Source organism: uncultured Devosia sp. (assembly GCF_964244875.1).
In the GTDB taxonomy this organism is placed as follows: Bacteria; Pseudomonadota; Alphaproteobacteria; order Rhizobiales; family Devosiaceae; genus Devosia.
This window is the reverse complement of record NZ_CAXTKA010000013.1, coordinates 84,576-109,059: the sequence shown is the minus strand read 5'-3', so window position 1 is coordinate 109,059 and position 24,484 is coordinate 84,576. Positions and strand designations below refer to the sequence as shown.

The 24,484-nt window shown below is 63.4% G+C and carries 33 protein-coding genes and 1 other RNA gene; 15 read left to right on the top strand and 19 right to left on the bottom strand.

The window, feature by feature from the left end; genetic code table 11:
• Positions 1-56 precede the first annotated feature (56 nt).
• Genes ACFE8X_RS14780 through tolQ form a run of 3 tightly spaced genes read right to left on the bottom strand, consistent with a single transcriptional unit; the run spans position 57 to position 2,449 of the window.
• Positions 57-1,265 (bottom strand): cell envelope integrity protein TolA, encoded by a 1,209-nt coding sequence (locus ACFE8X_RS14780; RefSeq protein ID WP_375452252.1) that lies wholly within the window; start codon positions 1,263-1,265, stop codon positions 57-59.
• 9 nt (positions 1,266-1,274) lie between these two features.
• Positions 1,275-1,742, bottom strand: a complete 468-nt coding sequence (tolR, locus tag ACFE8X_RS14775) for a protein TolR (protein WP_375452263.1) — start codon at positions 1,740-1,742, stop codon at positions 1,275-1,277.
• Positions 1,739-2,449, bottom strand: coding sequence for a protein TolQ (gene tolQ / locus ACFE8X_RS14770; protein ID WP_375452251.1), 711 nt, complete (start codon positions 2,447-2,449; stop codon positions 1,739-1,741). The genes tolR and tolQ overlap by 4 nt, the downstream gene beginning before the upstream one ends.
• 270 nt (positions 2,450-2,719) lie before the next feature.
• Between tolQ and ACFE8X_RS14765 the strand changes: the two genes are divergently transcribed.
• Positions 2,720-3,160, top strand: a complete 441-nt coding sequence (locus tag ACFE8X_RS14765) for a CHRD domain-containing protein (protein WP_375452250.1) — start codon at positions 2,720-2,722, stop codon at positions 3,158-3,160.
• A gap of 36 nt (positions 3,161-3,196) precedes the next feature.
• On the opposite strand, the gene ACFE8X_RS14760 is transcribed toward ACFE8X_RS14765, so the two are convergent.
• The 7 genes from ACFE8X_RS14760 to ACFE8X_RS14730 all read right to left on the bottom strand — a co-directional run bounded on the left by ACFE8X_RS14760 (position 3,197) and on the right by ACFE8X_RS14730 (position 6,905).
• Positions 3,197-3,598, bottom strand: a complete 402-nt coding sequence (locus ACFE8X_RS14760) for a YbgC/FadM family acyl-CoA thioesterase (RefSeq protein WP_375452249.1) — start codon at positions 3,596-3,598, stop codon at positions 3,197-3,199.
• Complete coding sequence (gene ruvB / locus ACFE8X_RS14755) at positions 3,595-4,635, bottom strand: Holliday junction branch migration DNA helicase RuvB (protein ID WP_375452248.1); 1,041 nt, start codon at positions 4,633-4,635, stop codon at positions 3,595-3,597. Before ruvB ends, ACFE8X_RS14760 begins: the two co-directional genes overlap by 4 nt.
• Entirely contained in the window at positions 4,632-5,030 is a 399-nt protein-coding gene (locus ACFE8X_RS14750; protein WP_375452247.1) for a PIN domain-containing protein, read from the bottom strand. The genes ruvB and ACFE8X_RS14750 overlap by 4 nt, the downstream gene beginning before the upstream one ends.
• The gene (locus ACFE8X_RS14745) at positions 5,027-5,314 is read right to left on the bottom strand and encodes an AbrB/MazE/SpoVT family DNA-binding domain-containing protein (protein ID WP_375452246.1); all 288 of its coding nucleotides are present in this window, start codon (positions 5,312-5,314) and stop codon (positions 5,027-5,029) included. The genes ACFE8X_RS14750 and ACFE8X_RS14745 overlap by 4 nt, the downstream gene beginning before the upstream one ends.
• 63 nt (positions 5,315-5,377) lie before the next feature.
• Positions 5,378-5,995 (bottom strand): Holliday junction branch migration protein RuvA, encoded by a 618-nt coding sequence (gene ruvA, locus ACFE8X_RS14740; RefSeq protein WP_375452245.1) that lies wholly within the window; start codon positions 5,993-5,995, stop codon positions 5,378-5,380.
• On the bottom strand, positions 5,992-6,498 hold the full coding sequence (gene ruvC / locus ACFE8X_RS14735; protein ID WP_375452244.1) for a crossover junction endodeoxyribonuclease RuvC: 507 nt from the start codon (positions 6,496-6,498) through the stop codon (positions 5,992-5,994). Before ruvC ends, ruvA begins: the two co-directional genes overlap by 4 nt.
• Positions 6,499-6,740: 242 nt before the next feature.
• On the bottom strand, positions 6,741-6,905 hold the full coding sequence (locus ACFE8X_RS14730; RefSeq protein WP_375452243.1) for a hypothetical protein: 165 nt from the start codon (positions 6,903-6,905) through the stop codon (positions 6,741-6,743).
• Here ACFE8X_RS14730 and ACFE8X_RS14725 point away from each other — a divergent pair.
• Positions 6,904-7,686 carry a GGDEF domain-containing protein gene (locus ACFE8X_RS14725; protein ID WP_375452242.1) on the top strand — a complete coding sequence of 261 codons (783 nt, stop codon included), beginning with the start codon at positions 6,904-6,906 and terminating at the stop codon, positions 7,684-7,686. The genes ACFE8X_RS14730 and ACFE8X_RS14725 overlap by 2 nt on opposite strands.
• 6 nt (positions 7,687-7,692) lie before the next feature.
• On the opposite strand, the gene ACFE8X_RS14720 is transcribed toward ACFE8X_RS14725, so the two are convergent.
• The 8 genes from ACFE8X_RS14720 to ACFE8X_RS14685 form a co-directional block, all read right to left on the bottom strand.
• Positions 7,693-8,439, bottom strand: a complete 747-nt coding sequence (locus tag ACFE8X_RS14720; protein ID WP_375452241.1) for a YebC/PmpR family DNA-binding transcriptional regulator — start codon at positions 8,437-8,439, stop codon at positions 7,693-7,695.
• An 87-nt stretch (positions 8,440-8,526) separates the two neighbouring features.
• Positions 8,527-9,342, bottom strand: coding sequence for a TIGR00282 family metallophosphoesterase (locus tag ACFE8X_RS14715; RefSeq protein ID WP_375452240.1), 816 nt, complete (start codon positions 9,340-9,342; stop codon positions 8,527-8,529).
• Positions 9,339-9,926 (bottom strand): 5-formyltetrahydrofolate cyclo-ligase, encoded by a 588-nt coding sequence (locus tag ACFE8X_RS14710; protein ID WP_375452239.1) that lies wholly within the window; start codon positions 9,924-9,926, stop codon positions 9,339-9,341. The genes ACFE8X_RS14715 and ACFE8X_RS14710 overlap by 4 nt, the downstream gene beginning before the upstream one ends.
• A 28-nt stretch (positions 9,927-9,954) precedes the next feature.
• A non-coding RNA gene (ssrS, locus tag ACFE8X_RS14705) (6S RNA) lies at positions 9,955-10,113 on the bottom strand.
• A gap of 36 nt (positions 10,114-10,149) precedes the next feature.
• The gene (locus tag ACFE8X_RS14700; RefSeq protein WP_375452238.1) at positions 10,150-10,425 is read right to left on the bottom strand and encodes a type II toxin-antitoxin system RelE/ParE family toxin; all 276 of its coding nucleotides are present in this window, start codon (positions 10,423-10,425) and stop codon (positions 10,150-10,152) included.
• A gap of 14 nt (positions 10,426-10,439) precedes the next feature.
• A complete protein-coding gene (locus ACFE8X_RS14695) occupies positions 10,440-10,703 on the bottom strand; it encodes a type II toxin-antitoxin system ParD family antitoxin (protein ID WP_375452237.1) in 264 nt (87 codons plus the stop codon).
• A 51-nt stretch (positions 10,704-10,754) separates the two neighbouring features.
• The gene (locus ACFE8X_RS14690) at positions 10,755-11,129 is read right to left on the bottom strand and encodes a cell division protein ZapA (RefSeq protein WP_375452236.1); all 375 of its coding nucleotides are present in this window, start codon (positions 11,127-11,129) and stop codon (positions 10,755-10,757) included.
• Between the two features lie 75 nt (positions 11,130-11,204).
• Positions 11,205-11,489: a DUF4164 family protein gene (locus ACFE8X_RS14685; protein WP_375452235.1), complete on the bottom strand. Its 285-nt coding sequence runs from the start codon at positions 11,487-11,489 to the stop codon at positions 11,205-11,207.
• A gap of 178 nt (positions 11,490-11,667) precedes the next feature.
• Between ACFE8X_RS14685 and tkt the strand changes: the two genes are divergently transcribed.
• The 12 genes from tkt to ACFE8X_RS14625 all read left to right on the top strand — a co-directional run bounded on the left by tkt (position 11,668) and on the right by ACFE8X_RS14625 (position 22,444).
• Positions 11,668-13,641 (top strand): transketolase, encoded by a 1,974-nt coding sequence (tkt, locus tag ACFE8X_RS14680; protein WP_375452234.1) that lies wholly within the window; start codon positions 11,668-11,670, stop codon positions 13,639-13,641.
• Between the two features lie 44 nt (positions 13,642-13,685).
• Positions 13,686-14,693 carry a type I glyceraldehyde-3-phosphate dehydrogenase gene (gap, locus tag ACFE8X_RS14675; protein ID WP_375452233.1) on the top strand — a complete coding sequence of 336 codons (1,008 nt, stop codon included), beginning with the start codon at positions 13,686-13,688 and terminating at the stop codon, positions 14,691-14,693.
• Between the two features lie 338 nt (positions 14,694-15,031).
• Positions 15,032-15,565, top strand: coding sequence for a putative glycolipid-binding domain-containing protein (locus ACFE8X_RS14670; protein ID WP_375452232.1), 534 nt, complete (start codon positions 15,032-15,034; stop codon positions 15,563-15,565).
• Positions 15,566-15,636: 71 nt separating this feature from the next.
• On the top strand, positions 15,637-15,927 hold the full coding sequence (locus ACFE8X_RS14665; protein WP_375452231.1) for a hypothetical protein: 291 nt from the start codon (positions 15,637-15,639) through the stop codon (positions 15,925-15,927).
• Between the two features lie 216 nt (positions 15,928-16,143).
• Positions 16,144-17,346 carry a phosphoglycerate kinase gene (locus tag ACFE8X_RS14660; protein ID WP_375452230.1) on the top strand — a complete coding sequence of 401 codons (1,203 nt, stop codon included), beginning with the start codon at positions 16,144-16,146 and terminating at the stop codon, positions 17,344-17,346.
• A 52-nt stretch (positions 17,347-17,398) separates the two neighbouring features.
• Entirely contained in the window at positions 17,399-17,701 is a 303-nt protein-coding gene (locus ACFE8X_RS14655) for a type II toxin-antitoxin system RelB/DinJ family antitoxin (RefSeq protein ID WP_375452229.1), read from the top strand.
• The gene (locus tag ACFE8X_RS14650; protein WP_375452228.1) at positions 17,698-17,985 is read left to right on the top strand and encodes a type II toxin-antitoxin system RelE/ParE family toxin; all 288 of its coding nucleotides are present in this window, start codon (positions 17,698-17,700) and stop codon (positions 17,983-17,985) included. The genes ACFE8X_RS14655 and ACFE8X_RS14650 overlap by 4 nt, the downstream gene beginning before the upstream one ends.
• 100 nt (positions 17,986-18,085) lie before the next feature.
• Positions 18,086-19,108 (top strand): class I fructose-bisphosphate aldolase, encoded by a 1,023-nt coding sequence (locus ACFE8X_RS14645; protein WP_375452227.1) that lies wholly within the window; start codon positions 18,086-18,088, stop codon positions 19,106-19,108.
• A gap of 184 nt (positions 19,109-19,292) precedes the next feature.
• Positions 19,293-19,889: a thiamine phosphate synthase gene (locus tag ACFE8X_RS14640; protein WP_375452226.1), complete on the top strand. Its 597-nt coding sequence runs from the start codon at positions 19,293-19,295 to the stop codon at positions 19,887-19,889.
• Positions 19,889-20,962, top strand: a complete 1,074-nt coding sequence (locus ACFE8X_RS14635; RefSeq protein WP_375452225.1) for a tetratricopeptide repeat protein — start codon at positions 19,889-19,891, stop codon at positions 20,960-20,962. The genes ACFE8X_RS14640 and ACFE8X_RS14635 overlap by 1 nt, the downstream gene beginning before the upstream one ends.
• Before the next feature lie 118 nt (positions 20,963-21,080).
• The gene (gene efp / locus ACFE8X_RS14630; RefSeq protein ID WP_375452224.1) at positions 21,081-21,647 is read left to right on the top strand and encodes an elongation factor P; all 567 of its coding nucleotides are present in this window, start codon (positions 21,081-21,083) and stop codon (positions 21,645-21,647) included.
• A gap of 2 nt (positions 21,648-21,649) precedes the next feature.
• Positions 21,650-22,444, top strand: a complete 795-nt coding sequence (locus ACFE8X_RS14625) for an inositol monophosphatase family protein (RefSeq protein ID WP_375452223.1) — start codon at positions 21,650-21,652, stop codon at positions 22,442-22,444.
• Here ACFE8X_RS14625 and ACFE8X_RS14620 read toward each other — a convergent pair.
• On the bottom strand, positions 22,428-23,162 hold the full coding sequence (locus ACFE8X_RS14620; protein ID WP_375452222.1) for a DUF1868 domain-containing protein: 735 nt from the start codon (positions 23,160-23,162) through the stop codon (positions 22,428-22,430). The genes ACFE8X_RS14625 and ACFE8X_RS14620 overlap by 17 nt on opposite strands.
• A gap of 326 nt (positions 23,163-23,488) precedes the next feature.
• On the opposite strand from ACFE8X_RS14620, the gene ACFE8X_RS14615 reads away from it, so the two are divergent.
• The gene (locus tag ACFE8X_RS14615) at positions 23,489-24,484 is read left to right on the top strand and encodes a flagellar motor protein MotA (RefSeq protein WP_375452221.1); all 996 of its coding nucleotides are present in this window, start codon (positions 23,489-23,491) and stop codon (positions 24,482-24,484) included.

Sequence of the window (24,484 nt, the reverse complement as noted above, 5' to 3'; positions counted from 1 at the left end):
CGATATCTCCATCTCGGCGGCCCGGACCTTGTGTCCATCCCAGCCATAAGTGTTCATCAAGGCCGCAGCGTGATCTCGAGTTCACGCCACTCGTTATAGGAGTCAGGTGACAGCCTGTAGGGTCCGCAGGCGGTGACCGCCCGTTGTGCCGCCCGCGCCATGGCCTGCCCCGTGATCGAGGCATCCGCCACCAGCACTTGCGGGGACGCCGCCACGCTGCCGTCCTGGTTCAGGTTCACCCGCAATTGCACCGACAGGCCCGAACTCAACTCATCGGGCATCAGGTTGGTGATCCAGCATTGTTTGATCTGCGCCACCAGCCCGGCGATTTCCGACTGGCTCAGCGTCGCCGATGTGCCATCGGTATCGCCCAGGGTCGGCGAGCCGCCCTGCCCGGTCGTGGCGCCGGTTGAGTCATCCCTGTTGATTATGGCCGAAATATCGTCGGCCAGCGAAGCGTCCAGTTCCGATGTCGCCGCCTGCTCGCGCTCGGCCGCCTCGGCGGCAGCCGTCGCTACCCGCTCGGCCTCCTCCTCCTCGCGCTTCTTGCGCTCGGCTTCTCGCTGGCGCTCGGCCTCTTGCCTGGCGTCGGCTTCCGCCTGCCGAACAGCCTCCTGCTTGGCGGCGAACTCGGCGCGCTTCTGGGCCAGATTGGCCGGCCGCGCCGCCGGGGTTGGCGCCGCCGGCTGCGGTGGGGTTGGTTCGGGGGTCGGTTCAGGGACCGGCTCGGGCTCTGGTTCAGGCGCAGGCTCCGGCTCTGGTTCGGGTGCCGGCTCCGGCGTGGGTTCCGGTTCTGGAATGGGTTCGGGTTCCGGGGTCGGTTCAGGTACGGGTTCCGGCTCGGGCACGGGCGCCGGTTCAGGCACGGGCGCCGGTTCAGGCTCCGGAGCTGGTTCGGGCTCAGGGATGGGTTCGGGCTCCGGAGGCGGCTCGGGACGGGTCGCCGGCGTCGGCGCGGTATTGGTGACCGGCGCCGGGGTGGGAATATCGGCAGGCCGGTTCTGTTCCTGGTTTTCCTCGGTATTGCCGGTGGGCTGGGCCAGTTCGGCGGGCTGCTCGGTTTCCATCGCCGAGGGTGTCGGGGTCTCGACCACTTCGCTGTCGAGCGAGCCGACCCGGATATTGGTCAGATCCGAAATCGGCACCAGATCGACCGCGATCGCCTCGGCCACCGGCTCCAACGGCTGCGCCTGCCCAAGGTTGATCAAACCAATGGTCAGCAGAGCCAGATGAGCGATAGCCGATACGACGATCCCGGTGCGCATGGCGGGCGGCTACCCCGGCTCTTTCTCGGTGATCAGGCCGATCTTGGTGAAGCCGGCGCCCGACAGCAGGCCCATGACCCGCATCACCGAGCCATAATTGGCGCTGGTATCGCCGCGCAGGAAAATCCGGTCCTCGGTGCCGTTGGTAGCCAGCGCCGTGACCGTCGCGATCAGGTCCGCTTCGGCCACCGGGTCTTCGCCCACAAAGATCGCGCCTTCGGGCGTCACCGCTACGGTAACCGGCTGGGTCTGGCTATTGAGCTCGTTGGCCGCCGTCTTGGGCAGATCGATCGGCACGCCCGCCGTCATCATCGGGGCGGCCACCATGAACACGATCAGCAGCACCAGCATGACGTCGACCAGCGGCGTCACGTTGATCTCGCTCATCACGCCGCCGCCGCCCCGGCGCCGGCTGCGTCGGCTGCCGCGCCGTCCGCCACCGCCTCCGCCGCCTGCTCCACCCATGCCCATGGCTATTTGCCCCGCGCTTCGAGCTGGCGCGACAGGATGGTGGAAAATTCGTCGGCGAAGCCTTCGAGCCGGCCGATCATCTTGCCGGCGTCCGAGGACAGCTTGTTATAGGCGATCACCGCCGGAATGGCCGCCACCAGCCCGATGGCAGTGGCGAACAGCGCTTCGGCGATCGGCGCCGCGACCACCGCCAGATTGGTGCTGGACGACGCGGCAATGGCGGTGAACGCATTCATGATGCCCCAGACCGTGCCGAACAGCCCGATAAACGGGCCCGCCGAACCCACCGTGGCCAGAAAGCCCAGCCGCTTTTCCAGCGTTTCACTTTCGCGCGAGATGGCCACGTCCAGCACCTTGTCGAGCCGCTGCTGCATGCCCACGAACGAGGAGGCGTTCTGCTCGTGGCTGCGCTTCCATTCCTTCATGGCGGCAACGAACACCGAACCCAGCCCGCCGCTGACCTTTTCCGATTGCTGCTGGTAGAGCTCTTCCAGCGATTGCCCGGACCAGAACACGCGCTCGAAGCGGTTCATCTCGCTCTGGGCCCGCCGGTAATAGAGGGTTTTGTCGATGATGATGGCCCAGCACCAGATCGACGCGCCCAAAAGGCCCAGCATCACGGATTTGACGATCCAGTCGGCCGACCAGAACAGCCCCCAGATCGAAAAATCGATGTGTGGCGCCGTGGCTGCCACCGCTGTCGCTGCGTCCATGGAGTGATCCTTTTCGGCCGGCTACCAGGCCCGACCTTCCGGCACAGGCCATGCGGTCGGAATTTGTCAAATTTAAGAGAAATGCCCCGCACTCCGGCCTTTGTTGCGCGCAGTACCTCCGGGCTGTCCCTTTGCCGCAATTATGGTCAAGGATTGGTTAACAAAAGGCTGTCCGCGCGCCGGCTCGTCGAAGTTGTGAAGGAACGGGCCAGCCCCCCCGTCGTTGCACAATCCGCAACACCGATTGCGTCCAAAAAGGAGGAAATCGCCATGACCGTTCGCACAACCGCGCTAGCCGCACTGATCCTGGGTGGGGCAATGTTCGCCGCCGCGCCCGCTTACGCCGAAGTCATCAATATGAGTGCCGAATTGAACGGCGCTTCCGAAGTGCCCGCGAACGACTCTGCCGGCACCGGCATGCTGGAAGCCACCTACGATACGGACAGCAATGAATTTGCCTGGACCGTAACCTATGACGGCCTGACTGGCGAGGCTACCGCCGCACATTTCCACGGTCCGGCGGCGCCCGATGCCACCGCCAGCCCGGTCGTTCCGATCGAAGGTCCGATGGCCAGCCCCATCACGGGCACGGCGACCCTGACCGATGACCAGGCCACTGCCTTGCAGGACGGCATGTGGTATTTCAACGTCCACACCGCTGCCCATCCCGATGGTGAAATCCGTGGCCAGGTCATGGCTGCAGCGATGTAATGCGCGATCAGAGGGGGCGGCGATGCGGTCCCCTCACTATCTCCCCGCAGACAGTCGCGTCCGCAACGCCCTCGGCAACCGCGCGACCCCGCCCGCCGTGTTGATCGCCACCACCACCACTTCGGCCTGCGTCAAATGCATGCCGTCGCGTTCGATAGTCTGTTGCAGCGTCAGCCGGACGCCGGTGACCGACCGGACTGCGGTGCTGACCACCAGCAGATCATCGATATGCGCCGCGCCCAAAAACTGCAGCTCCATCGCCCGAACGGCAAAGGCGAGGCCATCCCGGGCCAGAACCGAATGGTGAATGCCGAAATCACGCAGCAATTCCGTCCGCCCCCGCTCGAAGAACTTGAGATAGGCGGCATGATAGACGTTGCCGGAAAAGTCTGTGTCTTCATAGTAGACGCGAATTGGGAAGTGGTGCGGACCGCTCACTCCTCCGCCTCCGGCCCCTCGAACAGGCTTGCCTGCATGCCGACAAAGCCTTGGGGCACGGCCCGGCCAAGATGCTGGAACGCCGCCCCGGTCAGCATCCGGCCGCGCGAGGTGCGCTGGATGAAGCCTTGCTGGAGCAGGTAAGGCTCGACGATCTCCTCGATCGCATCGCGCGGCTCGCTCAGCGCCGCGGCGATGGTTTCGATGCCGACCGGGCCGCCGCCATAGAACTCGGCGATGGTGGTGAGATACCGCCGGTCGAGCTGGTCCAGCCCGCGCGCATCGACATCGAGCCGCAGCAGCGCCTTGTCGGCGATGGCGCGGGTGATCTCGCCCGAACCGTCGACCAAGGCAAAATCGGTTACCCGCCGCAGCAGCCGGCCGGCAATGCGCGGCGTGCCGCGCGAGCGCCGGGCGATCTCCATGGCCCCGTCGGGCGCCATCGGCATGCCCAGGAGCCGCGCCCCGCGCGTCACGATCTGCACCAGCTCTTCGGGCGTGTAGAAATTGAGCCGCACGGGAATGCCGAAACGGTCGCGCAGCGGCGTGGTCAAAAGGCCCGCGCGCGTCGTTGCGCCGACCAGGGTGAACTTGGCCAGATCGATCCGCACCGAACGGGCGGCCGGCCCCTCCCCGATGATCAGGTCGAGCTGGTAATCCTCCATTGCCGGATAAAGGATTTCCTCGATCGCCGGATTGAGCCGGTGGATCTCGTCGATGAACAGCACATCGCGGTCTTCCAGATTGGTCAGCAGCGCCGCCAGATCCCCCGCCTTAGCGATTACCGGGCCGGACGTGGCGCGAAAGCCAACGCCCAGTTCGCGCGAAATGATCTGCGCCAGCGTGGTCTTGCCCAGCCCGGGCGGCCCCACGAACAACACGTGATCCAGCGCTGCGCCACGCCTTTTGGCCGCCTCGATGAATACTTCCAGATTGGCCCGCGCCGCCGCCTGCCCGACGAATTCGGAAAACCCGGTGGGGCGCAGGGAGACATCGAGCGGATCGTCGCGACCGGCAGCAGGGGAGGTAAGGGTCACGCGAGCAGATCCATTCCGGATATACGCTTGGCGGCATTTCGATCGAAGGTCACCGTTGCTTCGCACTCGGCCTGGCGATTGATCTCAGCAATGAGCAAATCGGCAAAATCGATCTTGGCATGATTGAACTGGTCCAGAGCCCATTTCACGATGTCGCTGCGTTCGACGACAATGTCTGATGTTTCAAGGAGCCGCTCTATAAAGGCCGCTACGCGGTCATAGCCAAATTTGTAAGTTTTGCCGAGTACCCACGCCAATTCGGCAATCACGATCAAGGATATATGCGCAGGGCTAGCCGGTGATCGTGCATCAAAAAAGCTTATCGCCAAGGCTGTTTGCTCAAAATTTTCTTCAACAACAAGTCGCACCAGAACGTTGGTGTCGACACCGATCATCGCTTCACAGCTCGCGCAAAGCGCTCCGCCACCGCCTCTGCGATACCCTCATTCATCTGCTCGATGCTTACCGGCCCTACAGGAGATGGCCCAAGAAAACCGGCCAGATCAACGGCGCGCAGTGTTCTAGGCTTTATCGTCGCCGTTCCGTCGGCCTGATTGACGACCCATTCGATTTGCACGCCCTCCGCCAAGCCGAGTGCGTCGCGAATTTCGCGCGGCACGGTCGTCTGGCCTTTGCTGGTCATCTTCGAACGTGCACATATTTGCAGATGCTCGTTCATTCCTTACCTCCAGAGAGTTCCTTACATATCACAGTAGTAAGGAATCGCGGGCTTTTCAAGGCGTCAACTGCTCAGCTCTCGCAGTCCCAGCCGGATCAGCTTTTCGGTCGGTGTCCCATCCCCTTCGCGCGCGACGATCCGCGCCAAGGCCGCCGAGGCCTGGGCGCTGGAATAGCCCAGATTGGTCAGGGCGGAGACGGCATCGGTGATATTGCTCGACGCCAAGCCCTCGCCCAGCGCCGATTGCAGCCCCAGCACGCCCGCGTCGATTGCCCCCGTCGTCGGCACCTTGCCCTTGAGTTCGGTCACCAGCCGCACTGCCAATTTGGGGCCCACACCATTGGCCCGCCCCATCATCGCCTTGTCCTGCAAGGCGATGGCGCTCGACAGCTCGGAAGGCGACAGCGCCGAAAGGATTGCCAGAGCCACGCGCGCGCCGACACCTTGCACGGTCATCAGCAGCGTGAACCAGGCCTTTTCGGCCTGGCTGGAAAACCCATAAAGCCGGATCATGTCTTCGCGCACCACGGTTTCGATGAACACCACGCTGGCCTCGCCCACGCGCGGCAGCGCCTGCAGCGTGCGCGAGGAGCAGAACACCTCGTAGCACACGCCGCCGACATCGATCAGCGCGCTGTCCTCGGCAAAGCTGTCGACGACGCCCTTGAGCTTGCCGATCATGCCGAGGCCTTGAGCCGTTGCGCCGCGACACGATGATGGGCATGGCAGATGGCGATAGCCAGCGCATCGGCTTCATCGGCGCCTTTGACATCGGCCGCGGGCAGCAGCAGCTTGACCATCAATCCAACCTGCCCCTTTTCGGCATGGCCGGTGCCCACCACCGATTTCTTGACCAGATTGGCGGCATATTCGGCCACCGGCAAGCCATGCGCCGCCGGCGTCATCAGCGCCACGCCGCGCGCCTGCCCCAGCAGCAGCGCCGACCGCGCACCGGCATTGACGAAGGTTTCCTCGACTGCCGCCTCGTCGGGCGCGTGTCGCTCCAGCACCTGCGTCAACGCCGAATACAGCACTGCCAGCCGATCCGCCAAAGACCCATCGACCGGCGGCGTTATCGTGCCGCAGGCGACAAAAGCCAGCCGGCTGCCCTCGGAGGCGATGATGCCCCAGCCGCAACGGCGCAGGCCTGGATCGATGCCGATGATTCGCACAGCCTTGTTCATGACCCACCTTTAGCTACCCCGCGTCACCCTACCAAGCCCAAAGTGAACAAAGCAGAAACACCGGCGGTGGAAAACCGGGGATCAATAAAATCGCGGCAATCTCGCCAATACCATCTTCAACACCCCTGCCTAGTGTCACGCTCGGGAATGCACGAAAGAACCGCGATGATCCAGAGCGCCAGCCGATTGCCTGCCTGCACGCTTCGCGGGCCCCCCGCTGCCAGCACACACGCCTCGTTGCGTTATTCCAGCCAGATGCAACCGCTGCATCGCAACTGGCGGCTGATCTCCTGACGGCCAAACGCCAGCGAAACGATCAGGCCAGCCCGCCGACACATCGATCGGCCGATTTGATTGGCCACCCATATCCGCACGCATTGATTGCGTTGAGCAGAAAGAGTGTCCATGGCCGCTTCCAGACTGGTCCGTGCCTTGCAGAGCTGGTCGAGCGTCGTGCGCTGGACCCTGCTCGGAACCCTGGGCTGCGTTGCGGTATCAGTGGCGTTCAACGCCGTGTTCTTTGATGGCCTGGGCCCCAGCGCCGTACATCGCTCCATCGTCAGCGCCACCGTGCTGCCGGTCCTTTTGGGCATGCCGCTGTTCTTTTACATGAGCATGCGGGTCCGGGGCCTGGCGATCAGCAATCTGCGTCTGGGCCTCGTGGCGCGCACCGATAGCCTGACGGCCTGCCTCAATCGCGGCGCCTTCACCGGCAAGGTCACGACACGGCTTGCCCGCACCGACCCCCCGCCTTACGGCGCCCTGCTGATGATCGACGCCGACAACTTCAAGGCCATCAACGATCTGTTCGGCCATGATGCGGGCGACGAGGCGCTGACCATCATCGCGCGCTCGATCCGCGCCGTGCTGAGACCTGGCGAACTGGTCGGCCGCATGGGCGGCGAGGAATTCGGCGTCTATCTGCCCAATGTCGACCAGCACGGCGCCCAAACCATTGCCGAGCGCATCCGCCGTTCGGTCAATCTGGCGGCATTCTCGCCTGACGGTCGTCCACGCCAGCTCTCGGTGAGCATTGGCGGTGCCGTGTTCGAGGGGACCGCCAGTTTCGCCGAACTGTTCCGCATTGCCGACCAGCGGCTCTACAATGCCAAGCAGGCTGGCCGCAACCGCGTCGCCATCATCCAGGCCACCGACGATCCACCGGTCGCCCTGAGCCAGGCCGGCTGACGGAACCTAGCCGTCGAGCTTGGCCATGTCCTCGTCGCTCATCTCGAAGTTGGAATAGACGTTCTGCACGTCATCGTCTTCCTCGAGCAGGCCGATCAGCTTCATCAGCGTCGCGCCCTTTTCCGCATCGATCGGCGTATTGGTCTGCGGCTTCCAGATCGCCTTGATCGACTCGGCCTCCCCAAGCACTTTTTCGAGCGCCGCCGATACCTCGATCATGGCTTCGAACGAGGTATAGATCCAATGGCCGTCCTCGTCGCTTTCCACATCGTCGGCGCCCGCCTCGATCGCCGCTTCCATGATCTTGTCGGCCGAGCCGGCCTTGCCCGCATATTCGATCTCCCCGATCTTGTCGAACATGAAGCCGACCGAATTGGTTTCGCCCATGGCGCCGCCATTCTTGGAGAAGGTCGAGCGCACGTTGGACGCAGTGCGGTTGCGGTTGTCAGTCAGGGTCTCGACGATAATGGCCACGCCACCGGGGCCATAGCCTTCGTAGCGGATTTCCTCGTAATTTTCGCCGTCATTGCCGATCGCCTTCTTGATGGCGCGCTCGATATTGTCGCGCGGCATCGACAGGGCACGCGCATTGTTGACGGCCAGGCGCAGACGCGAATTGAAGGCCGGATCGGGCATGCCCAGCTTGGCGGCAACGGTGATTTCGCGCGCCAGCTTGGAAAAGACCTTGGAGCGCACGGCGTCGCTCTTGCCCTTGCGGTGCATGATGTTCTTGGCATGTGAATGGCCGGCCATTCGGTCCCCCGGGATGCATTTTGAAATTTTGCCCGCTTATAGGGGCACAAAACCCGATTGTGAAGGTGGGACTACCCCACGCCGGCGCTAGAACTCCGGCAGTGCCTGGGCCAGCACGCCGCCGACGCGCACCGGCACGACCTTGAGCGCCAGCCCGCTGCGCGGATCGGTTTCGACCGCCACGCCCGACAGCGTCGCCGCCCCTTCGGCCGGCGAAAACCGGCCGCCCATGATACCGGTGAGAAACCGGTTGATCGGCTCCTCCGGTTCCACCCCGATCACCGAATCATAGTCCCCGCACATGCCGGCATCGGCCATCAGCGCCGTGCCGCCGCGCAGGATCCGTTGATCGGCGGTGGGAATATGGGTGTGGGTGCCCACGACCAGGCTTACTCGTCCGTCCAGGAAATGCCCCATGCCCTGGATTTCCGACGTCGCCTCGGTGTGAAAATCCACGATGATGGCATCGGCCTGTTCGCCCAGCGGGCATGCCGCGACCGCCGCCTCGATGGCCCGGAACGGATCGTCGATCGGGGGCATGAACACCCGTCCCAGGGCGTTGATCACCAATACCCGGTGGCCATTGCGGCCCTCGACGAACATCGCGCCACGCCCCGGCGTGCCCGCCGGCATGTTGATCGGCCGGATCAACGTGGGCTCGCGCTCGATGAAGCTGAGCGTATCGCGCTGGTCGAACGCATGGTCGCCCAAGGTCACGATATCGGCGCCGGCATCCTTGATGGCTTGGAAATGCGGACCGGTCAGGCCGCGCCCATGGCTGGCATTTTCGCCATTGACCACGACGAAATCGAACCCGTATTGCTCGATGATCCCCGGCAGGCGATCGGCAATGGCATCGCGCCCGGCGCGGCCCACGACATCGCCCAAAAACAAAAACTTCATCGGGCCGATCCAAACTGGCGCACACCGGTTTCGGTGACGATGGCATCAAGGGCAATGTCATGGGCTTGCCGCGGAATGGTATCGACCTCCTGGGCGGCGAAAGCCAGCCCGATCACCCGCGGCTTTTTGCTCATCCCGGCCAGGGTGCGATCGTAATAGCCGCCGCCATAGCCCAGGCGCGTACCCGCCTTGTCGAACCCCAGGAGCGGTACCAGCACCACATCGGGCTGCGCCTGGGGCGCCAGCTCTGCGGGCGCCAGCGTGCCGAACCCGGCGGGATAAAGCGCGGCGCCCTGCTCCCAAAGCCGCATCTGCAACGGTTCATCCGGACCCAGCACGGCGGGCAGCACCACCGGCTGCAAGCTGTCCATCAGCCGTACCAGGATCGGCCGGCAATCCAGCTCGTCCCGGATGCGCCAATAGGCAGCCACCACCTCGCCCCGCGACAGATCGATATGCTTGAAAAAATACTCGGCGACGGCGAGCGCCGCGTCATCGCGGCTCGTCTGCGACAAGGCCGCCCGCGTGGCATGCGCCCGGACCCGCAATGCCGCCTTGGCGTTTTCAATCGTGTCGTCAGCCATGCCGCGCCGCGTATCCGTCCGCCGGAAATGAGGTGCCGCCCTGGCCGTGGGATACACGATCCCGGGAACCTACTTTACGTAGGTGGGCGCCGTATGTCTGAGCCCAGGAGCCCAGTCAGGGACAGCTCCCTTAGGATCGTTAAGGCCCCGGGGATAAAAGGTATCCACACGCACCGGGCAGCAGCCTTGATATAATGCGTTCGCACCGCGAGTGCAAAGGGAGTTACAGCAAATCGAACCAGTTCTGCAGCCCATGCAGAACGCGCAGGATGAGCACGTCCTCGCTTTCGATCACGTAAAGGATGTTGTGCGCACCGCATGGCATGAGCCTGGCGGTTCCGCTCGATGTCTGGCGTTCCGGACCCAGATAGGGATTAGCCGCCAGATTGTCCAACGCTTCGCCAAGCCTGATTTCATAGACCTCGGATTGGCGATACCCAAATTGCCTAGCCCCCTCCGCAGCAATCTGGTCCAAATCGGACAAAGCGTCTACAGTCAATATCCAGGCCAAGCTTAAGCACTTTTCTTCTGATCGATCGCCGCTTTCGCCTTTTCCCGCATCCGCTCCATCAACTGCTCGCGCGTCATGGACGTAATGCCGCTCGCCAAGGCATCATCGACCATCTGCTGCAATTTCTCGCGCGCATCTGCCCGCTCCTGGTCCCGTCGCACCAGGTCACGCACGTAGTCGCTGGAATTTCCGTACTTGCCGGTCTGCACTTGCGCCTCGATCCACGCCTTCATCTGGCTCGGAAGCGATACGTTCATCGTTGCCATAGCACTCTCCTTTACCCCGATCTTAGCAAGTTTTGCCAATCTTTGCCATGCCTAGCTCGGCAGCGTTGCGGTATCGTCCAGCGCCGTCGCCACGGCCTCGAGCTTGCGCGCCGCCTCGCCCAGCCGCGTGGCGAACCGCTCCTCCAGGGTATCGTATTCCGCCGCCACCTCTTGCCCGGCCCGGGTCAGGATCGTCACCTCCATCTGCAGCGCCTCGATCCGGCGCTCCGCTTCAGCCAATTCGTCCACCACCGCGATCCCGGCCATGACCGTCAGCCGGTTGTCGCCGATTTCGCCCACTGCGCCCTTGAGCCCTTCGACCTGCGCATTAAAGCGCGCCGCCAATCCCAGAAGATGCTGCTGCTGACCCTCTTCGCAAGCCATGCGATATTTGCGGCCATTGATTTCCACATTGACTTCAGGCATCCGCGAACTCCTACCGAGCGTTGCAGGAAGCGGCCCCGTTTCCTGCCAACACTTTGCAACAACAATAAGCCAAGGCTAGGCCTTGGCCAACACTTCGCGCACGGTCTCCATTGCCTCGACCAGGCGGCGCGACACGTCATGAGCGCTGTCGTCCAGCCGCTTGGCGCGCGCCGCGGCCTTGTCCAGCTCGGTGGCCAGTCGCGCGCGCTCCGTCACCAGGCGCTGGGTGTCCACCTCGATGCGATTGAGCTGGCGCATGCGGCTGTTGAGGCTTTTGACACTGCTGTCGAGCCGCACCATGGCCCGCTCGAACCGTGCCGTTGCCGCTTCGATGCCGTCCTGGGGATCGCTTTCGCTCATCGTCTGCCCTCGACACGTGCCGCCACCAGTTAGACCCGCCGGTGATAACCATGCAACCGGCAAACCCTGCTGTCATTGACAGGCAATCGGAACCTGTTATGCCTCGAACCGCCTTGCGGAGAGGGCTGGCACAACCGCTTCTCCACAGTTTTTCTGATCCAACAGAGCGGAACGCACAATGACGAACACAGCCCAGCAGAACGATTTGGCCAACGCGATCCGCTCCCTCGCCATGGATGCGGTGGAAAAAGCCAATTCGGGCCATCCCGGCCTGCCCATGGGCTGCGCCGATATCGCCACCGTCCTGTTCACCAAGGTGATGAAGTTCGATCCCGCCGACAGCAAATGGCCCGATCGCGACCGCTTCGTGCTATCGGCCGGCCATGGCTCGATGCTGCTCTATTCGAGCCTCTACCTCCTCGGCTACGAGGACATGACGATCGATCAAATCAAGAACTTCCGCCAGCTCAATTCCAAGACCGCCGGGCACCCCGAATATCACTTCGCCCAAGGCATCGAGACCACGACCGGGCCGCTTGGCCAGGGCATCGGCAATGCCGTGGGCATGGCTATCGCCGAAGCCAGGCTCGCCGCCGAGTTCGGCAATGACCTGGTCGATCACCATACCTGGTGCCTGGCCGGCGACGGCTGCCTGATGGAGGGCATTTCCCAGGAAGTCATCGCCCTGGCGGGGCACCTGAAGCTTAACAAGCTGACCCTGATCTGGGACAACAATTCGATCACCATCGACGGCGCCGTCTCCAATTCGGACTCCACCGACCAGATCGCCCGCTTCAAGGCAATGCATTGGAACACCATCGAAATCGACGGCCACGACCAGGCTGCCATCGAGGCGGCCCTGCTCGAAGCCCGCACGTCCGACCGCCCCACCCTGATCGCGGCCAAGACCACTATCGGCTTCGGTGCGCCTAAAAAGGCCGGCACTAAGGACGCGCATGGCTCGCCCCTGGGCGCCGAGGAAATCGCCGGCGCCAAGGCGGCGCTCGGCATCACCTACCCGGCCTTTGAAGTGCCCCCCGAAATCCTCTCCACCTGGCGTGCTGCCGGCACCCGCTCGCAGAACATTCGCGGCGAATGGCAGTCACGCATCGCCGCATCCGCCCACAAGGACGAGTTCGAGCGTCGCGCCAATGGCACGCTGCCGGTTGGCTTTCTCGAGGCGATGGACGCCTATAAAAAGAAGCTCAGCGCCGAGCAGCCCAAGGTGGCAACGCGCAAGTCCGGCCAGATGGCGCTCGAAATCATCAATGCCGCCATACCCGAGACCCTTGGCGGTTCGGCCGACCTGACCGGCTCGAACCTGACCAATACCAAGGAAACCCTGCCCTTCACCGCCAATGACCGCACCGGCCGCTATATGATGTACGGCATTCGCGAGCACGGCATGGCCGCGACCATGAACGGCATCGCGCTCCATGGCGGGCTGATCCCCTATGGTGGCACCTTCATGGTGTTTACCGACTACGCCCGCCCGGCCATCCGCCTTTCGGCCCTGATGGGCCAGCGCGTTGTCTATGTGATGACCCATGACAGCATCGGCCTGGGCGAAGACGGTCCGACCCACCAGCCGGTCGAGCACCTGTCGGCGCTGCGCGCGATCCCCAACCTGCAGGTATTCCGCCCGGCAGACGCGGTGGAAACCGCCGAATGCTGGCAGCTGGCGCTGCAAACCACCACGGCGCCGTCCATTCTGGCGCTGTCGCGCCAGAACCTGCCGACCGTGCGCACCCAGTACACGATGGAAAACAAGTCGGCCAAGGGCGCCTATAATTTGATCGGCGACCTGGATGCGGAAGCCGTGATCTTCGCTACCGGCTCAGAAGTGGCCATCGCCATCGACGGCATGAAGGCCTTGGCCGAAAAGGGCATCTCCGCCCGCGTCGTGTCGGTGCCCTCCATGGAACTGTTCGCCAACCAGTCCGACGCCTATCGCACCGAGATCATCGGCAAGGCCAAGGCCCGCGTCGCCGTGGAAGCCGGCGTCTCGATGAGCTGGGACAAGCTTTTGGGCGACAAGGGCCGTTTTGTCGGCATGAATTCCTTCGGCGCTTCCGGGCCGATCGACGAGCTCTACCAGTTCTTTGGTATTACGCCCCAGGCCATTGTTGAAGCCGTCACCGCACAGTTGTAACAAAGCCTCTCCTCCTCCCTGACCATCCTTCGAAGGAATCTCCCATGGCAGTTCGCGTCGCCATCAATGGTTTTGGCCGTATCGGCCGCAATGTCCTCCGCGCCATCATCGAAGCGGGCCGCACCGATATCGAAGTGGTGGCGATCAACGATCTGGGCCCGGTCGAAACCAATGCGCATCTGTTCCGCTTCGACAGCGTGCATGGCCGCTTCAAGGGCGACGTCGTGGTCGATGGCGACACCATCGATGTCGGCCGTGGCCCCATCAAGGTGACCGCCGTCCGCAATCCTGAAGAATTGCCGCACGCCGCCATGGGCATCGATATCGCGCTGGAATGCACCGGCATCTTCACCAGCCGCGACAAGGCCGCACTCCATCTCCAGGCCGGCGCCAAGAAGGTCATCGTTTCGGCCCCTTCCGAAGGCGCCGACCTCACCGTGGTCTATGGCATCAACCACCAGCAGTTGACCAAGGATCACGTCGTGATCTCCAACGCGTCCTGCACCACCAATTGCCTGGCCCCCCTGGCCTATGTGCTCAACGAAACGGTCGGCATCGAAAAAGGAATGATGACCACCATCCATTCCTACACCGGCGACCAGCCCACGCTCGACACCATGCACAAGGATCTTTATCGCGGTCGCGCCGCAGCGCTCAGCCAGATCCCCACCTCGACCGGCGCCGCCAAGGCCATCGGTCTGGTGCTGCCCGAACTCAAAGGCAAGCTGGACGGCGTCTCCATCCGCGTGCCGACGCCCAACGTGTCGCTGGTGGATTTCAAGTTCATCGCCAAGCGCTCGACCACCGCCGACGAGATCAACCAGATCATCAAGGGCTATGCCGACGGCGCCCTCAAGGGCATTCTGGGCTATACGCTGCATCCCAATGTCTCGATCGATTTCAACCACGACAGCCATTCCTCGACCGTCGCGTTCGACCAGACCAAGGTGATGGACGGCAATTTCGTCGCGGTCCTGTCCTGGTACGACAACGAATGGGGCTTCTCCAACCGCATGGCCGACACCGCCGTGGCCCTGGGCAAGACGCTTTAAGGCACTGAACTGCCAGTAGTCGACACCTCGCCTCAGGGCGGGCTATCGCCCATGGCTTGGCACGATCCTGCCCCGGCCACGGGACGGCTGCTCCCCCTGTCAGGGGGAGGTTGGGTGGGGGTACGAGAGCCTCGATATCGCGGCTGGTAAACCCCCACTTTGATCCTCCCCCCGCAGGGGGAGGGGTCGACTGCCGGATTTGCCAAGAGACTTGGTCATCTGCGATAGCCTTCCTCTACCAGTAGGAAGATCAAGCGCGGATCAGTTGACGCTGCATTATGGCTTCCATTACCCCTTTGACTAACTTTTCCCCGAGAGAAGCGGTTACTCGGTGCGCCATGGTCCTGAACAAATCCATTCGCTGGCGTGGCTTCGATCCCGTCACGGCCGAGCACTGTCATATCATCGCCACCGAGCGCGACACCCGCATGCGCGGCGCCATCATCACGCCCACCTACGGCCTCTTCTACCGCATCAAGCTTGACGAGGCCGGCCAAACCCGCACGCTCAAGCTCGATCGCACCGACGGCAAAACCCTCGAACTATTCGCCGACGGCGCCGGCAATTGGTCCGACGATCGCGCCGAGCCGCTGTCGGCCCTGCATGGCTGCATCGATATCGACATCTGGCCGACGCCGCTGACCAATTCCCTGCCGGTCTGGCGCAGCCAGTGGACCCTGGACATGCCGCAACGCTTTGCGATGGCCTGGATCGATGGCGACGACATGAGCGTCCGGCGCAACGAGCAGATTTATACCAAATTGGACGCTACCCACTTCCGCTTCCAATCGGCAGATTTCGAACGCGTGCTCGAAATAGACGCGGACGGTCTTGTGCTCGCCTATCCGGGCCTGTTTGAACGCACCATCTAGCCTGTAGGCCTGTCGTCTCAGAGTCATCGACTCGCGCTACTTGTGCGCCATACAGCGTTTCGGGAGCTATCATGTTTCACGTCATGCGCAGAGTCCTGCCGGCAATTCCGGCCACGGCCGTCATCACCGGCTGGACCGGCCAGCCCCTGGCCATGCTCCTGCCACCGGCCGCCGCAACCGGCTTCCTGCTCTGGCGCGATCGCGCCATCCGCCGCCATGTCGGACTCGCCGCCTGGCCCAGCGACGGCTTTGCCCGCCACGTGCTGATCGACGATCTGGGAACGCTCGCTACGGTAACCCTCGCCAGCGCGCCGCTGTTCTTCCTCGGCCAATTGGCCCACGCCGTCGTCGCCGTCGCCTAGATTGGCCGCGCGTCATGGTTCGTGGATCGGCTTCGTTTGCCGCCTCCCCACGAGGACTGCTGATAAACCGGTCGCCGCAGTACCCCTCATGGTGAGGCGCGAGTTCTTGAGCGCCTCCAACCGCAAGGGCGTGGCACGAACCGCGCCACCCGCCCTCTTCCCCCTCCCGGCGCACTCTGCTACGCACGGACACATTTCGGCACGGCGGGGACCAGCATGAGCGCGACCTTCAAGACCCTCGATGAACTCGATCTCACCGGCAAGCGCGTCCTGCTGCGCGCCGACCTCAACGTGCCGGTCGCCGATGGCAAAGTCAGCGACGCCACCCGCATCGAGCGGCTGATCCCCACCATCCGCGACATCGTGCGTCATGACGGCAAGGCGATCCTGCTCAGCCATTTCGGCCGCCCCAAGGGCAAGGTCGACCCCAATTACTCCCTCGAAGTCGTCGCTTCCACCGTGGCCGACCTGACCGGCCACAAGGTCGGTTTCATTCCTACCGACTGGCTCGATGTTTCCGGCGCCAGGAAGGCCATCGACGATGCCCCCGCCGGCAGCGTCTTCATTTTGGAAAATACCCGTTTCCATCCCGGCGAGGAAAGGAACGATCCGGAGCTCGCCAAACGCATAGCCAGCCTTGGCGACGTTTATGTCAACGATGCCTTTTCCGCCGCCCACCGCGCCCATGCCTCTACCGAAGCCCTGGCCCATCTGCTGCCCGCTGCGGCCGGCCTGGCCATGCAGGCCGAACTCGAGGCGCTGGAAACCGGTCTCGGCAAGCCGAAAAAACCCGTCGTCGCCATTGTCGGGGGCGCCAAGGTGTCCTCCAAGATCGACCTGCTCGAAAATCTCGTCACCAAGGTCGATGGCCTCGTCATCGGCGGCGGCATGGCCAATACGTTTCTGCATGCCCAGGGCTTCGGCGTCGGCAAGTCGCTGGCCGAAAAGGACCTGGCCGAGACTGCCCTGCGCATCATGGACAAAGCCATCGACAGCGGGTGTGCCATCATCCTGCCGATCGACGCCGTCGTCTCCTGGCACTTCAAGGCCAATTCGCCAACCCGCCTCTACAGCGCCGAAGCCATCGATCCCGAAGGCATGATCCTGGACATCGGCCCCTCCTCGATCGAGCGCATCATGGGCGCCATCGATGACGCCCATACCGTGGTCTGGAACGGCCCGATGGGCGCCTTCGAAATGACCCCGTTCGATGCCGGCACCGTCGCTATCGCCAAGCATGTCGCCGCCCGCACCAAAGCCGGCCTGCTGGTCTCCGTCGCAGGTGGCGGCGACACCGTCTCCGCCCTCGCCCATGCCGGCGTCAAGGACCAGTTCACCTACGTCTCCACCGCCGGCGGCGCTTTTCTCGAATGGATGGAAGGCAAGCCCTTGCCGGGGGTCGATGCGCTGAAGAAGTGATTGGCTTGATTTGTAATGCAATCGCATTACATTGCTGGGTGAGGAGACAACCATGCCCGCAAATGCATTGATCCAGACCCGTATCGATCGCGACGTTAAGGAACGCGCCAGCGAAGTGCTGGCCATGATGGGATTGTCGGTGTCTGACGCGGTGCGCATTCTTCTGACGAAGGTGGCAAACGAAGGTGCATTGCCCTTCAACCTTACAAGCGATCCCCAAGAATATGACCGTTGGTTTCGCGCGAAGGTACAGGAAGCCCTTGATGATCCGCATCCAGGTTACTCATCCGAGGAAGTCGAAACTTTCTTCGCTGAGAAACGCGCGGCGACACGGCGAGCACTCAGTGCGAAATGAAGCTGCGCTGGACGAGCGTCGCACGCAAAGACCGCGATCTCATCTATGAATATGTCGAGGCGGATAATCCAAACGCGGCTCTGCGGCTCGACGAACGCTTTGAAGACCGCGCCAACCAGCTAACGCGATTGCCCTATCTGGGCAGGGAAGGCCGCGTCACCGCAACGCGTGAACTCTCGGTGCCAGGAAGTAGCTATATATTGGTCTACCGGGTAGAGACCGATCTTGTCTGGATCCTCAGGGTAATCCATACAGCTCGAGCTTGGCCGGACGAACCGCGATGAGCGTTCCATCCACCCTTCGTCTAATAACCCTAGGTCTAATCGCTCGCTCCGAAACGAAAGTCTAATCTGGCGCATCCAAGCCAAGAGGAGGACCGACCCGATGTCGTTGAACTCGATCGCCCAGAAACTGATGGAACCGGGCAAGGGCATCCTGGCCGCCGACGAATCCGAAGGCACCATCGCCAAGCGCTTCGCCAAGATCAACCTGCCCAACACGCTCGATCTGCGCCGCGATTATCGCGAGATGCTGTTTCGCTCCACCGATGCAATGAAGACCTACATCTCGGGCGTCATCCTGACCGAAGAAACGCTCGAGCAGTCGGCCGCCGACGGGACTTCGTTCCGCGCCATGATGGCCGATGCCGACGTCATCCCGGGCATCAAGGTCGATCGCGGCACCTTCCCCATGCCGGGCGATAACGGCGAAAAAATCACCGAAGGCCTCGATGGCCTGCGCCAGCGCCTGCAGCGTTACGCGACCCTGGGCGCGGGGTTCGCCAAATGGCGCGGCGTTATCACCATCAACGACGTCGCCCCCACCCGCAACAATATCCGCGCCAACGCCCATGCTTTGGCCCGCTACGCGATCCTCTGCCAGGAAGCGGGGATCGTGCCGGTGGTGGAGCCCGAGGTCGTCGGCGATGGCGATCCGGGCAATCACTCGATGGAACGCTGCGCCCAGGTCACCAGCGAAGTGCTCGAAAACGTCTTCAAGGAATTGCGGCTCGCCGGCGTCGATCTCGGTGGCATGCTGCTCAAGCCCAATATGGTGCTGCCCGGCGTCAACTCGCGCGACCGGCCAAGCGTCATGGACGTGGCCAAGCGCACCATCGAGGTGCTGCGCGAACACGTACCCGCTGCCGTTCCGGGCATTGCTTTCCTGTCCGGCGGGCAGACCGACGAGGAAGCCACCGCCCACCTGTCCGCCATCAACCAGATCAAGGGCCTGCCCTGGCCGTTGACATTCTCCTATGGCCGCGCGCTGCAGAACGTCGCCTTGCGCACTTGGGCCGGCCGCCGTGAAAATTTCCCCGCGGCGCAAGCCGCCTTCACTCATCGCGCCCGCATGAACTCCCTCGCTGCCCTGGGCAAGTGGGAGCCTGCGGTCGATCAGGCGGCCTGATCTTTTCCAACCGGCGTCCCAACGCCTCACTGCAGCGCGCCCTTCGGGGCGCGCTTTTTTGTGCTGCCAAGGTGCCATTGTGCCCGATTGCGTCCGCACCCCCTTTTGCCTATTGGAGTGATCGTCCCTTTTGTCGCCAAAATGGCGCGTCATAGAGCGCCATGCGTCAACGCTCCGGAAGTCCATGGCCGCTCAACTGTTCATCGTCACGCCTGCATCCGCCGACCCGGACGGCTTCCCCAAAACGCTGATGGCTGTTTTGGGTGCAGCCTCGGTCGCGGCCATCCTGGTGCAGCGCGGCGAGCGCAGCGAAGCCGATTACACGCGCCTTGCCCAAGCGATCGTCAATGTGGGCCAGGGCGCCGGCTGCGCCGTGCTGGTCGAGGACGACGCGGCACTGGCCAAGCGCCTGGGCGCCGATGGCGTTCACGTCAGTGGCGATGCAATGGCCATCAAGGCTGCGGTGAAGGCCCTCAAGCCCTCTCTCATCGTCGGGGCCGGCAATATCGGCAGCCGTCACGACGCCATGACGGCCGGCGAGCTGGACGTGGACTACCTGTTTTTCGGGCCAGTGGCGGGTCCTTTCGACGCCGCCGCCGAGGACCTGGCGCTCTGGTGGAGCGAGACCTTCGAAATCCCGGCGGTACTGAGCGATCCGGCCGCCACGCCCCAAACCGCCCAGACCGCCGCGGTGGAGTTTATCGCGCTGTCGGACAGTTTGTGGACCGCCCAGCCTGCCGCGACTGCCGCCGGCTTTGCCCAAGCGATGGAGCCCGTCTGATGCGCGCGCCGATCGCGCGGTTCGTCCTGGCCTGGGCTCTGCTGGTCTCGAGCGTGCAGGCACAGGACAATCCCGCCGAAACCATCAGCAAGGAAATCTTCGGCCCCCGCCAAAAGGTCGACGAGGCCTTTGGCGCCTTTCAGCGCGGCTATTTCCTGACGGCGCTTGAACTGGCTTTGCCCCGTGCCGGCCAAGGCGATGCGGCCGCCCAGACCCTGATCGCCGAAATTTACTGCAAGGGCCTCGGCGTCGCCGAAAACCCGCAGCGTGCCGCCGGCTGGTATCAACTTGCCAGCGACAATGGCGACATGCTGGCCAGTTTCGAGCTGGCTTTGCTGTATCAACAGGGCCAGGGCGTGCCGATCAATCGCCGGCGCGCCGCCGATCTGTTCAGCAAGGCCGCCGATGCCGGCTATATGCCCGCCAAATACAACATGGCGCTGCTCCATGTCGAAGGCACCTATGCCTCGCCCAGCCTGACGCTGGCCGCCGAACTGCTCAAGCAGGCCGCCGATGCCAAATTGCCCGAAGCGCAATATGACTACGGCACCATGCTGATCCAGGGCGCGGGCGCGCTGCCCGATCCGGTGGCCGGCGCCCGCTATATCGGCCTGGCCGCTGAAGCCGGCCTTGTGGATGCCCAGATCGATTATGCTACCCTGCTCTATATGGGCCAAGGCATTGACAAGGATACGCAAGGCGCCGCCAGCTGGTATGAGCGCGCCGCCGAGGCCGGCAGCCCCGTGGCGCAGAACCGCTATGCCAAGCTCCTGGCTGCGGGCGAAGGCACCACGCTGAACCTGGAGCAAGCCGCCATGTGGCGCGCCTTGGCCCGCCGCCAGGGCCTGAGCGATCCCGCGCTCGATCGTCTCCTGGTCTCCATCCCGGCCGATCAGTTGACCAGCGCCGAGGAGCGTGCCCGGTTCTGGCCCTCCCAATTGCCCGATGCCACGGCGCCCGCCGCCGCCGCTCCCGAACCTGCGGGCCAGACGCTGCCGGCCCCCACCGATGCCAACGAAGCACCGGCTGCCAGCACTGCACCGGCGGCCGATGCGCCGGCGCAAAACCCTTGAATCGGCGCCCGTTCTGGGCAATAAGCGCGCACCCCTTCAGCGGCGCCGCTCGGAGCCATCCGCAATAGGGCTGGCCGCGCAGCGGCACCCGACACTCATCACCTGAAAAAACGAGACAATGGCTAAAATCAACGGCAACGAAGTCCGCCCCGGCATGGCGATCATGCATCAGGATCGCCTCTGGGTCGCCGTCAAGGTCGATCATGTCAAGCCGGGCAAGGGCGGTGCCTATGCCCAGGTCGAACTCAAGGCCATTTTGGGCGGCACCAAGCTCAACGAGCGGTTTCGCTCGGCCGAAACCGTCGAGCAGGTCGACCTCGAGTTTCGCGATTTTACCTATCTCTACGAGCAGGGCGACGCCCTGGTATTCATGGACCAGGACAGCTACGAGCAGATCGAATTGCTCAAGGAATTCGTTGGCGACCGCGCCGCGTTTCTGCAGGACGGGATGAAGATCACTGTCGAAATGCACGAGGAAACCCCGCTCGGCGTGCGCTTTCCACCCAATGTCGTTTTGGAAGTCGTGGAGGCCGATCCGGCGGTCAAGGGCCAGACCGCCGCCAATTCGTTTAAGCCGGCCAAGCTCTCCAATGGCCTCAAGGTCATGGTGCCCCAGTTCGTCAATACCGGCGAGCGCATCGTGGTCGACACCACCGAAGTCACCTATATGCGCCGGGCCGACTAGCCATGGCACGTTCGGCCATTCTTCATGTCATGGTCCAGGCCGCCGTCAAGGCCGGCAAGTCGCTGACCAAGGATTTCGGCGAAGTCGAGAACCTGCAGGTCAGCCGCAAGGGCCCCGCCGATTTCGTCTCCAATGCCGACCGGCGCGCCGAGCAAATTTGTTTCGACGAGCTCAAGAAGGCGCGGCCAACCTATGCCTTCCTGATGGAGGAAGGCGGCGAGGTCGCCGGCACCGACGGCCAGCATCGCTGGATCATCGACCCGCTCGACGGCACCACCAATTTCCTGCATGGCCTGCCGATGTTCGCGGTCGCCATCGCGCTGGAACGCGCCAACGACATCGTCGCTTCGGTGATCTACAATCCGGTGATGGACGAACTGTACACCGCCGAAAAAGGTGGTGGCGCCTGGATGAACGACCGCAAGCGCCTGCGCGTCGCCGGCCGCAAGCAACTCGCCGATGCGGTACTGTGCACCGGCATCAAGACCCAGGGCACCGCCAACGACGCCATGCAATTGCGCCAGCTCGCCCACATCAACCCCGCTGTCGCCGGCATCCGTCGCACCGGCTCCATTTCGGTGGACATGGCCTGGCTCGCCTCGGGCCGCTTCGACGGCGTCTGGGAAGCGGGCCTGGCGCCGTGGGATGTCGCCCCGGGCCTGTTGATGGTCAGGGAAGCCGGCGGCTTCGTTTCCGACTACGCCGGCGCCCCCGGCTCGGTCTGGAACGGCCAGGTCGTTGCCGGCAACGAAGCCATCCAGGCGGCCCTTCTCAAGCAGATCAGGGCTGTGCAATAGCCGGCCCAGGTTCGAACACGCGCAGTTCCTCGAACCAGTTCATATCGGCAAAGCTGCAGAACGCCGGCGCCCGCAGCTCCAACCGCGGCGCGCGCCGGGCGATCTCGGTGCATACCTGGTCCAGCATAGCCTGCCAGGCGGGCAGCGCCGCATCGTCGATCCAGTCGATCATATACGCCGTGGTGATGTGAAACGCGTACTGCTCGTGATCGGCGTGGCGGTAGCCGAACACCTCGGCAAAGCTGTTGCGCCATTGCGCCATCGCATGGCGGTCCCCCGCCGTGGCACCGTCCACCAACAGGCCCGTCGGCAGCGCCGTTGACACCTCGACCGCGAACGGAGGCAGCTTCGGCAACCGCTCGAGCCGCTTGGCCAAGAGCTGCGTCATCACCTCGATCGGCGTGTCGCTCGCCACATCGGCCGGCCAGAACGGATAGCTTCGCCGGCCCTCGATGATGCCCTGGAACAGCGTCATGTGGTAACTTTCGACCGGCGTGAACGCGAGCCCGGCAGCATCGGGCATAGCCTCGTAGCGCGTTTTGGCATCGGTCAGTGCCGCTTCCGTTGCCGAACCGGCAACCAGATGGCAGACCACGGTATTGCCCGGCTCGGGCAGGAACCGGCCCGCACGGTCATAACGCGTTCCCAGATGAAGGGGCGGCTCCCGATGTTGGCTGCGCGCATAGTAGGCGGCGAATTTGTCGATAGCGATCGGCATGGGCGGAGCATCCGGCTGGCACTGATGGCCCCGGCTTAGCGACCCCGTGCGAAACTTCCGTGACGCCCCAGACAAGGCAAATTGACGGCCGCACCAGCATCTGAACGGGCATCATCCATCCTGATTTTCGCGTCCTCCAACCCGGGTCGGACCACGTCTCGCTGCCGTCCGCCAATTGCCGGTGCTGGACGACGCAAGCGCCGCCGCGCCTGCGCCGAAAGCCGATCACAGGTCCGCAGGCGTTAACCTTTCCGATTGTCACACCCATCTGCTCTGACTACTCTGCGCGCTGATGATTTGCCGCGCAGGACCAGGGCCACACACCGATGACGCAAGGCTACGATCCCTACCATCTTGCCAGCCCCACCGTTTATCTCATCAAGATTGTGATCTTCCTGATCATCGTGGCTTTGGTCGGCGCCATTCTGGGCACCACGATCTATACCTTCTTCTGGGCCAATCCGTTCATCAACTCGCTGATCGCCTTTACCCTTGCCGTCGGCATTTTCCTCAGCTTCCGCCAGATTTACCGCCTGTTTCCCGAGGTCAAATGGGTCAATTCGCTGCAGGACGGCTCCGCCAGCACGGTGCGTCCGCCTATTCTTTTAGCACCGGTGGCGGGCCTGTTGCGCGAGCGGATCGGGGAAGCGATCATCACCCCGTCCTCGATGCGCTCAATTTTGGACAGCGTCGGCAACCGGCTCGATGAAGCGAAGGATACCTCGCGCTATCTCACCGGCCTGCTGGTTTTCCTGGGCCTGATGGGCACCTTCTATGGTCTGCTCGAAACGGTGACCTCGGTCGCCGGCGTCATCAATGCGCTTGATGTCACCGCCGGCGATACCGCGTCCCTGTTTGGCAATCTCAAGTCGGGATTGACCGCCCCGCTGGCTGGCATGGGCACGGCGTTCTCCTCCTCGCTATTCGGCCTTGCCGGTTCGCTGGTGCTGGGCTTTCTCGATCTGCAGACCAGCCAGGCGCAGAACGCCTTTTACACCGATCTCGAGGACTGGATGACCTCGATGACCGAACTGGACCATCCGGTGACCGCCATGCAGGCCAATGGCCTGGGCATGCAGGGCGCCGACATGCAGGCCATGATCGACAGCCTCGGCAACACCATGCAGAACCAGAATTCCTCGCAGAACGCCATCCGCGCCATGGCCGAACTGGCGCGCGGCATCGACGGACTGGTCAAGCATATCCGCACCGAGCAGGACGATCTGCGCACCCACATCGTCGAGCAGGGCGAAACCAACAAGAAGCTGCGCGATCTGATCCAGGCCATGCTGGACCAGGACGACACCGATCGGCGCGCCTGA

Bases quoted from the DNA above. Each gene is read 5' to 3' on its own strand.
- ACFE8X_RS14655 (WP_375452229.1), top strand. From the start codon at position 17,399: ATGCCCGCAAATGCATTGATCCAGACCCGTATCGATCGCGACGTTAAG.
- ACFE8X_RS14615 (WP_375452221.1), top strand. From the start codon at position 23,489: ATGACGCAAGGCTACGATCCCTACCATCTTGCCAGCCCCACCGTTTAT.
- ACFE8X_RS14660 (WP_375452230.1), top strand. From the start codon at position 16,144: ATGAGCGCGACCTTCAAGACCCTCGATGAACTCGATCTCACCGGCAAG.
- ACFE8X_RS14650 (WP_375452228.1), top strand. From the start codon at position 17,698: ATGAAGCTGCGCTGGACGAGCGTCGCACGCAAAGACCGCGATCTCATC.
- efp (WP_375452224.1), top strand. From the start codon at position 21,081: ATGGCTAAAATCAACGGCAACGAAGTCCGCCCCGGCATGGCGATCATG.
- ACFE8X_RS14720 (WP_375452241.1), bottom strand. From the start codon at position 8,439: ATGGCCGGCCATTCACATGCCAAGAACATCATGCACCGCAAGGGCAAG.
- ACFE8X_RS14665 (WP_375452231.1), top strand. From the start codon at position 15,637: ATGTTTCACGTCATGCGCAGAGTCCTGCCGGCAATTCCGGCCACGGCC.
- ACFE8X_RS14765 (WP_375452250.1), top strand. From the start codon at position 2,720: ATGACCGTTCGCACAACCGCGCTAGCCGCACTGATCCTGGGTGGGGCA.
- tkt (WP_375452234.1), top strand. From the start codon at position 11,668: ATGACGAACACAGCCCAGCAGAACGATTTGGCCAACGCGATCCGCTCC.
- ACFE8X_RS14695 (WP_375452237.1), bottom strand. From the start codon at position 10,703: ATGGCAACGATGAACGTATCGCTTCCGAGCCAGATGAAGGCGTGGATC.
- ruvA (WP_375452245.1), bottom strand. From the start codon at position 5,995: ATGATCGGCAAGCTCAAGGGCGTCGTCGACAGCTTTGCCGAGGACAGC.
- tolQ (WP_375452251.1), bottom strand. From the start codon at position 2,449: ATGGACGCAGCGACAGCGGTGGCAGCCACGGCGCCACACATCGATTTT.
- ACFE8X_RS14640 (WP_375452226.1), top strand. From the start codon at position 19,293: ATGGCCGCTCAACTGTTCATCGTCACGCCTGCATCCGCCGACCCGGAC.
- ACFE8X_RS14670 (WP_375452232.1), top strand. From the start codon at position 15,032: ATGGTCCTGAACAAATCCATTCGCTGGCGTGGCTTCGATCCCGTCACG.
- ACFE8X_RS14625 (WP_375452223.1), top strand. From the start codon at position 21,650: ATGGCACGTTCGGCCATTCTTCATGTCATGGTCCAGGCCGCCGTCAAG.
- ACFE8X_RS14710 (WP_375452239.1), bottom strand. From the start codon at position 9,926: ATGGCTGACGACACGATTGAAAACGCCAAGGCGGCATTGCGGGTCCGG.
- ruvC (WP_375452244.1), bottom strand. From the start codon at position 6,498: ATGAACAAGGCTGTGCGAATCATCGGCATCGATCCAGGCCTGCGCCGT.
- ACFE8X_RS14635 (WP_375452225.1), top strand. From the start codon at position 19,889: ATGCGCGCGCCGATCGCGCGGTTCGTCCTGGCCTGGGCTCTGCTGGTC.
- gap (WP_375452233.1), top strand. From the start codon at position 13,686: ATGGCAGTTCGCGTCGCCATCAATGGTTTTGGCCGTATCGGCCGCAAT.
- ACFE8X_RS14715 (WP_375452240.1), bottom strand. From the start codon at position 9,342: ATGAAGTTTTTGTTTTTGGGCGATGTCGTGGGCCGCGCCGGGCGCGAT.
- ACFE8X_RS14690 (WP_375452236.1), bottom strand. From the start codon at position 11,129: ATGCCTGAAGTCAATGTGGAAATCAATGGCCGCAAATATCGCATGGCT.
- ACFE8X_RS14620 (WP_375452222.1), bottom strand. From the start codon at position 23,162: ATGCCGATCGCTATCGACAAATTCGCCGCCTACTATGCGCGCAGCCAA.
- ACFE8X_RS14780 (WP_375452252.1), bottom strand. From the start codon at position 1,265: ATGCGCACCGGGATCGTCGTATCGGCTATCGCTCATCTGGCTCTGCTG.
- ACFE8X_RS14645 (WP_375452227.1), top strand. From the start codon at position 18,086: ATGTCGTTGAACTCGATCGCCCAGAAACTGATGGAACCGGGCAAGGGC.
- ACFE8X_RS14745 (WP_375452246.1), bottom strand. From the start codon at position 5,314: ATGAACGAGCATCTGCAAATATGTGCACGTTCGAAGATGACCAGCAAA.
- ACFE8X_RS14685 (WP_375452235.1), bottom strand. From the start codon at position 11,489: ATGAGCGAAAGCGATCCCCAGGACGGCATCGAAGCGGCAACGGCACGG.
- ACFE8X_RS14750 (WP_375452247.1), bottom strand. From the start codon at position 5,030: ATGATCGGTGTCGACACCAACGTTCTGGTGCGACTTGTTGTTGAAGAA.
- ACFE8X_RS14725 (WP_375452242.1), top strand. From the start codon at position 6,904: ATGGCCGCTTCCAGACTGGTCCGTGCCTTGCAGAGCTGGTCGAGCGTC.
- ACFE8X_RS14730 (WP_375452243.1), bottom strand. From the start codon at position 6,905: ATGGACACTCTTTCTGCTCAACGCAATCAATGCGTGCGGATATGGGTG.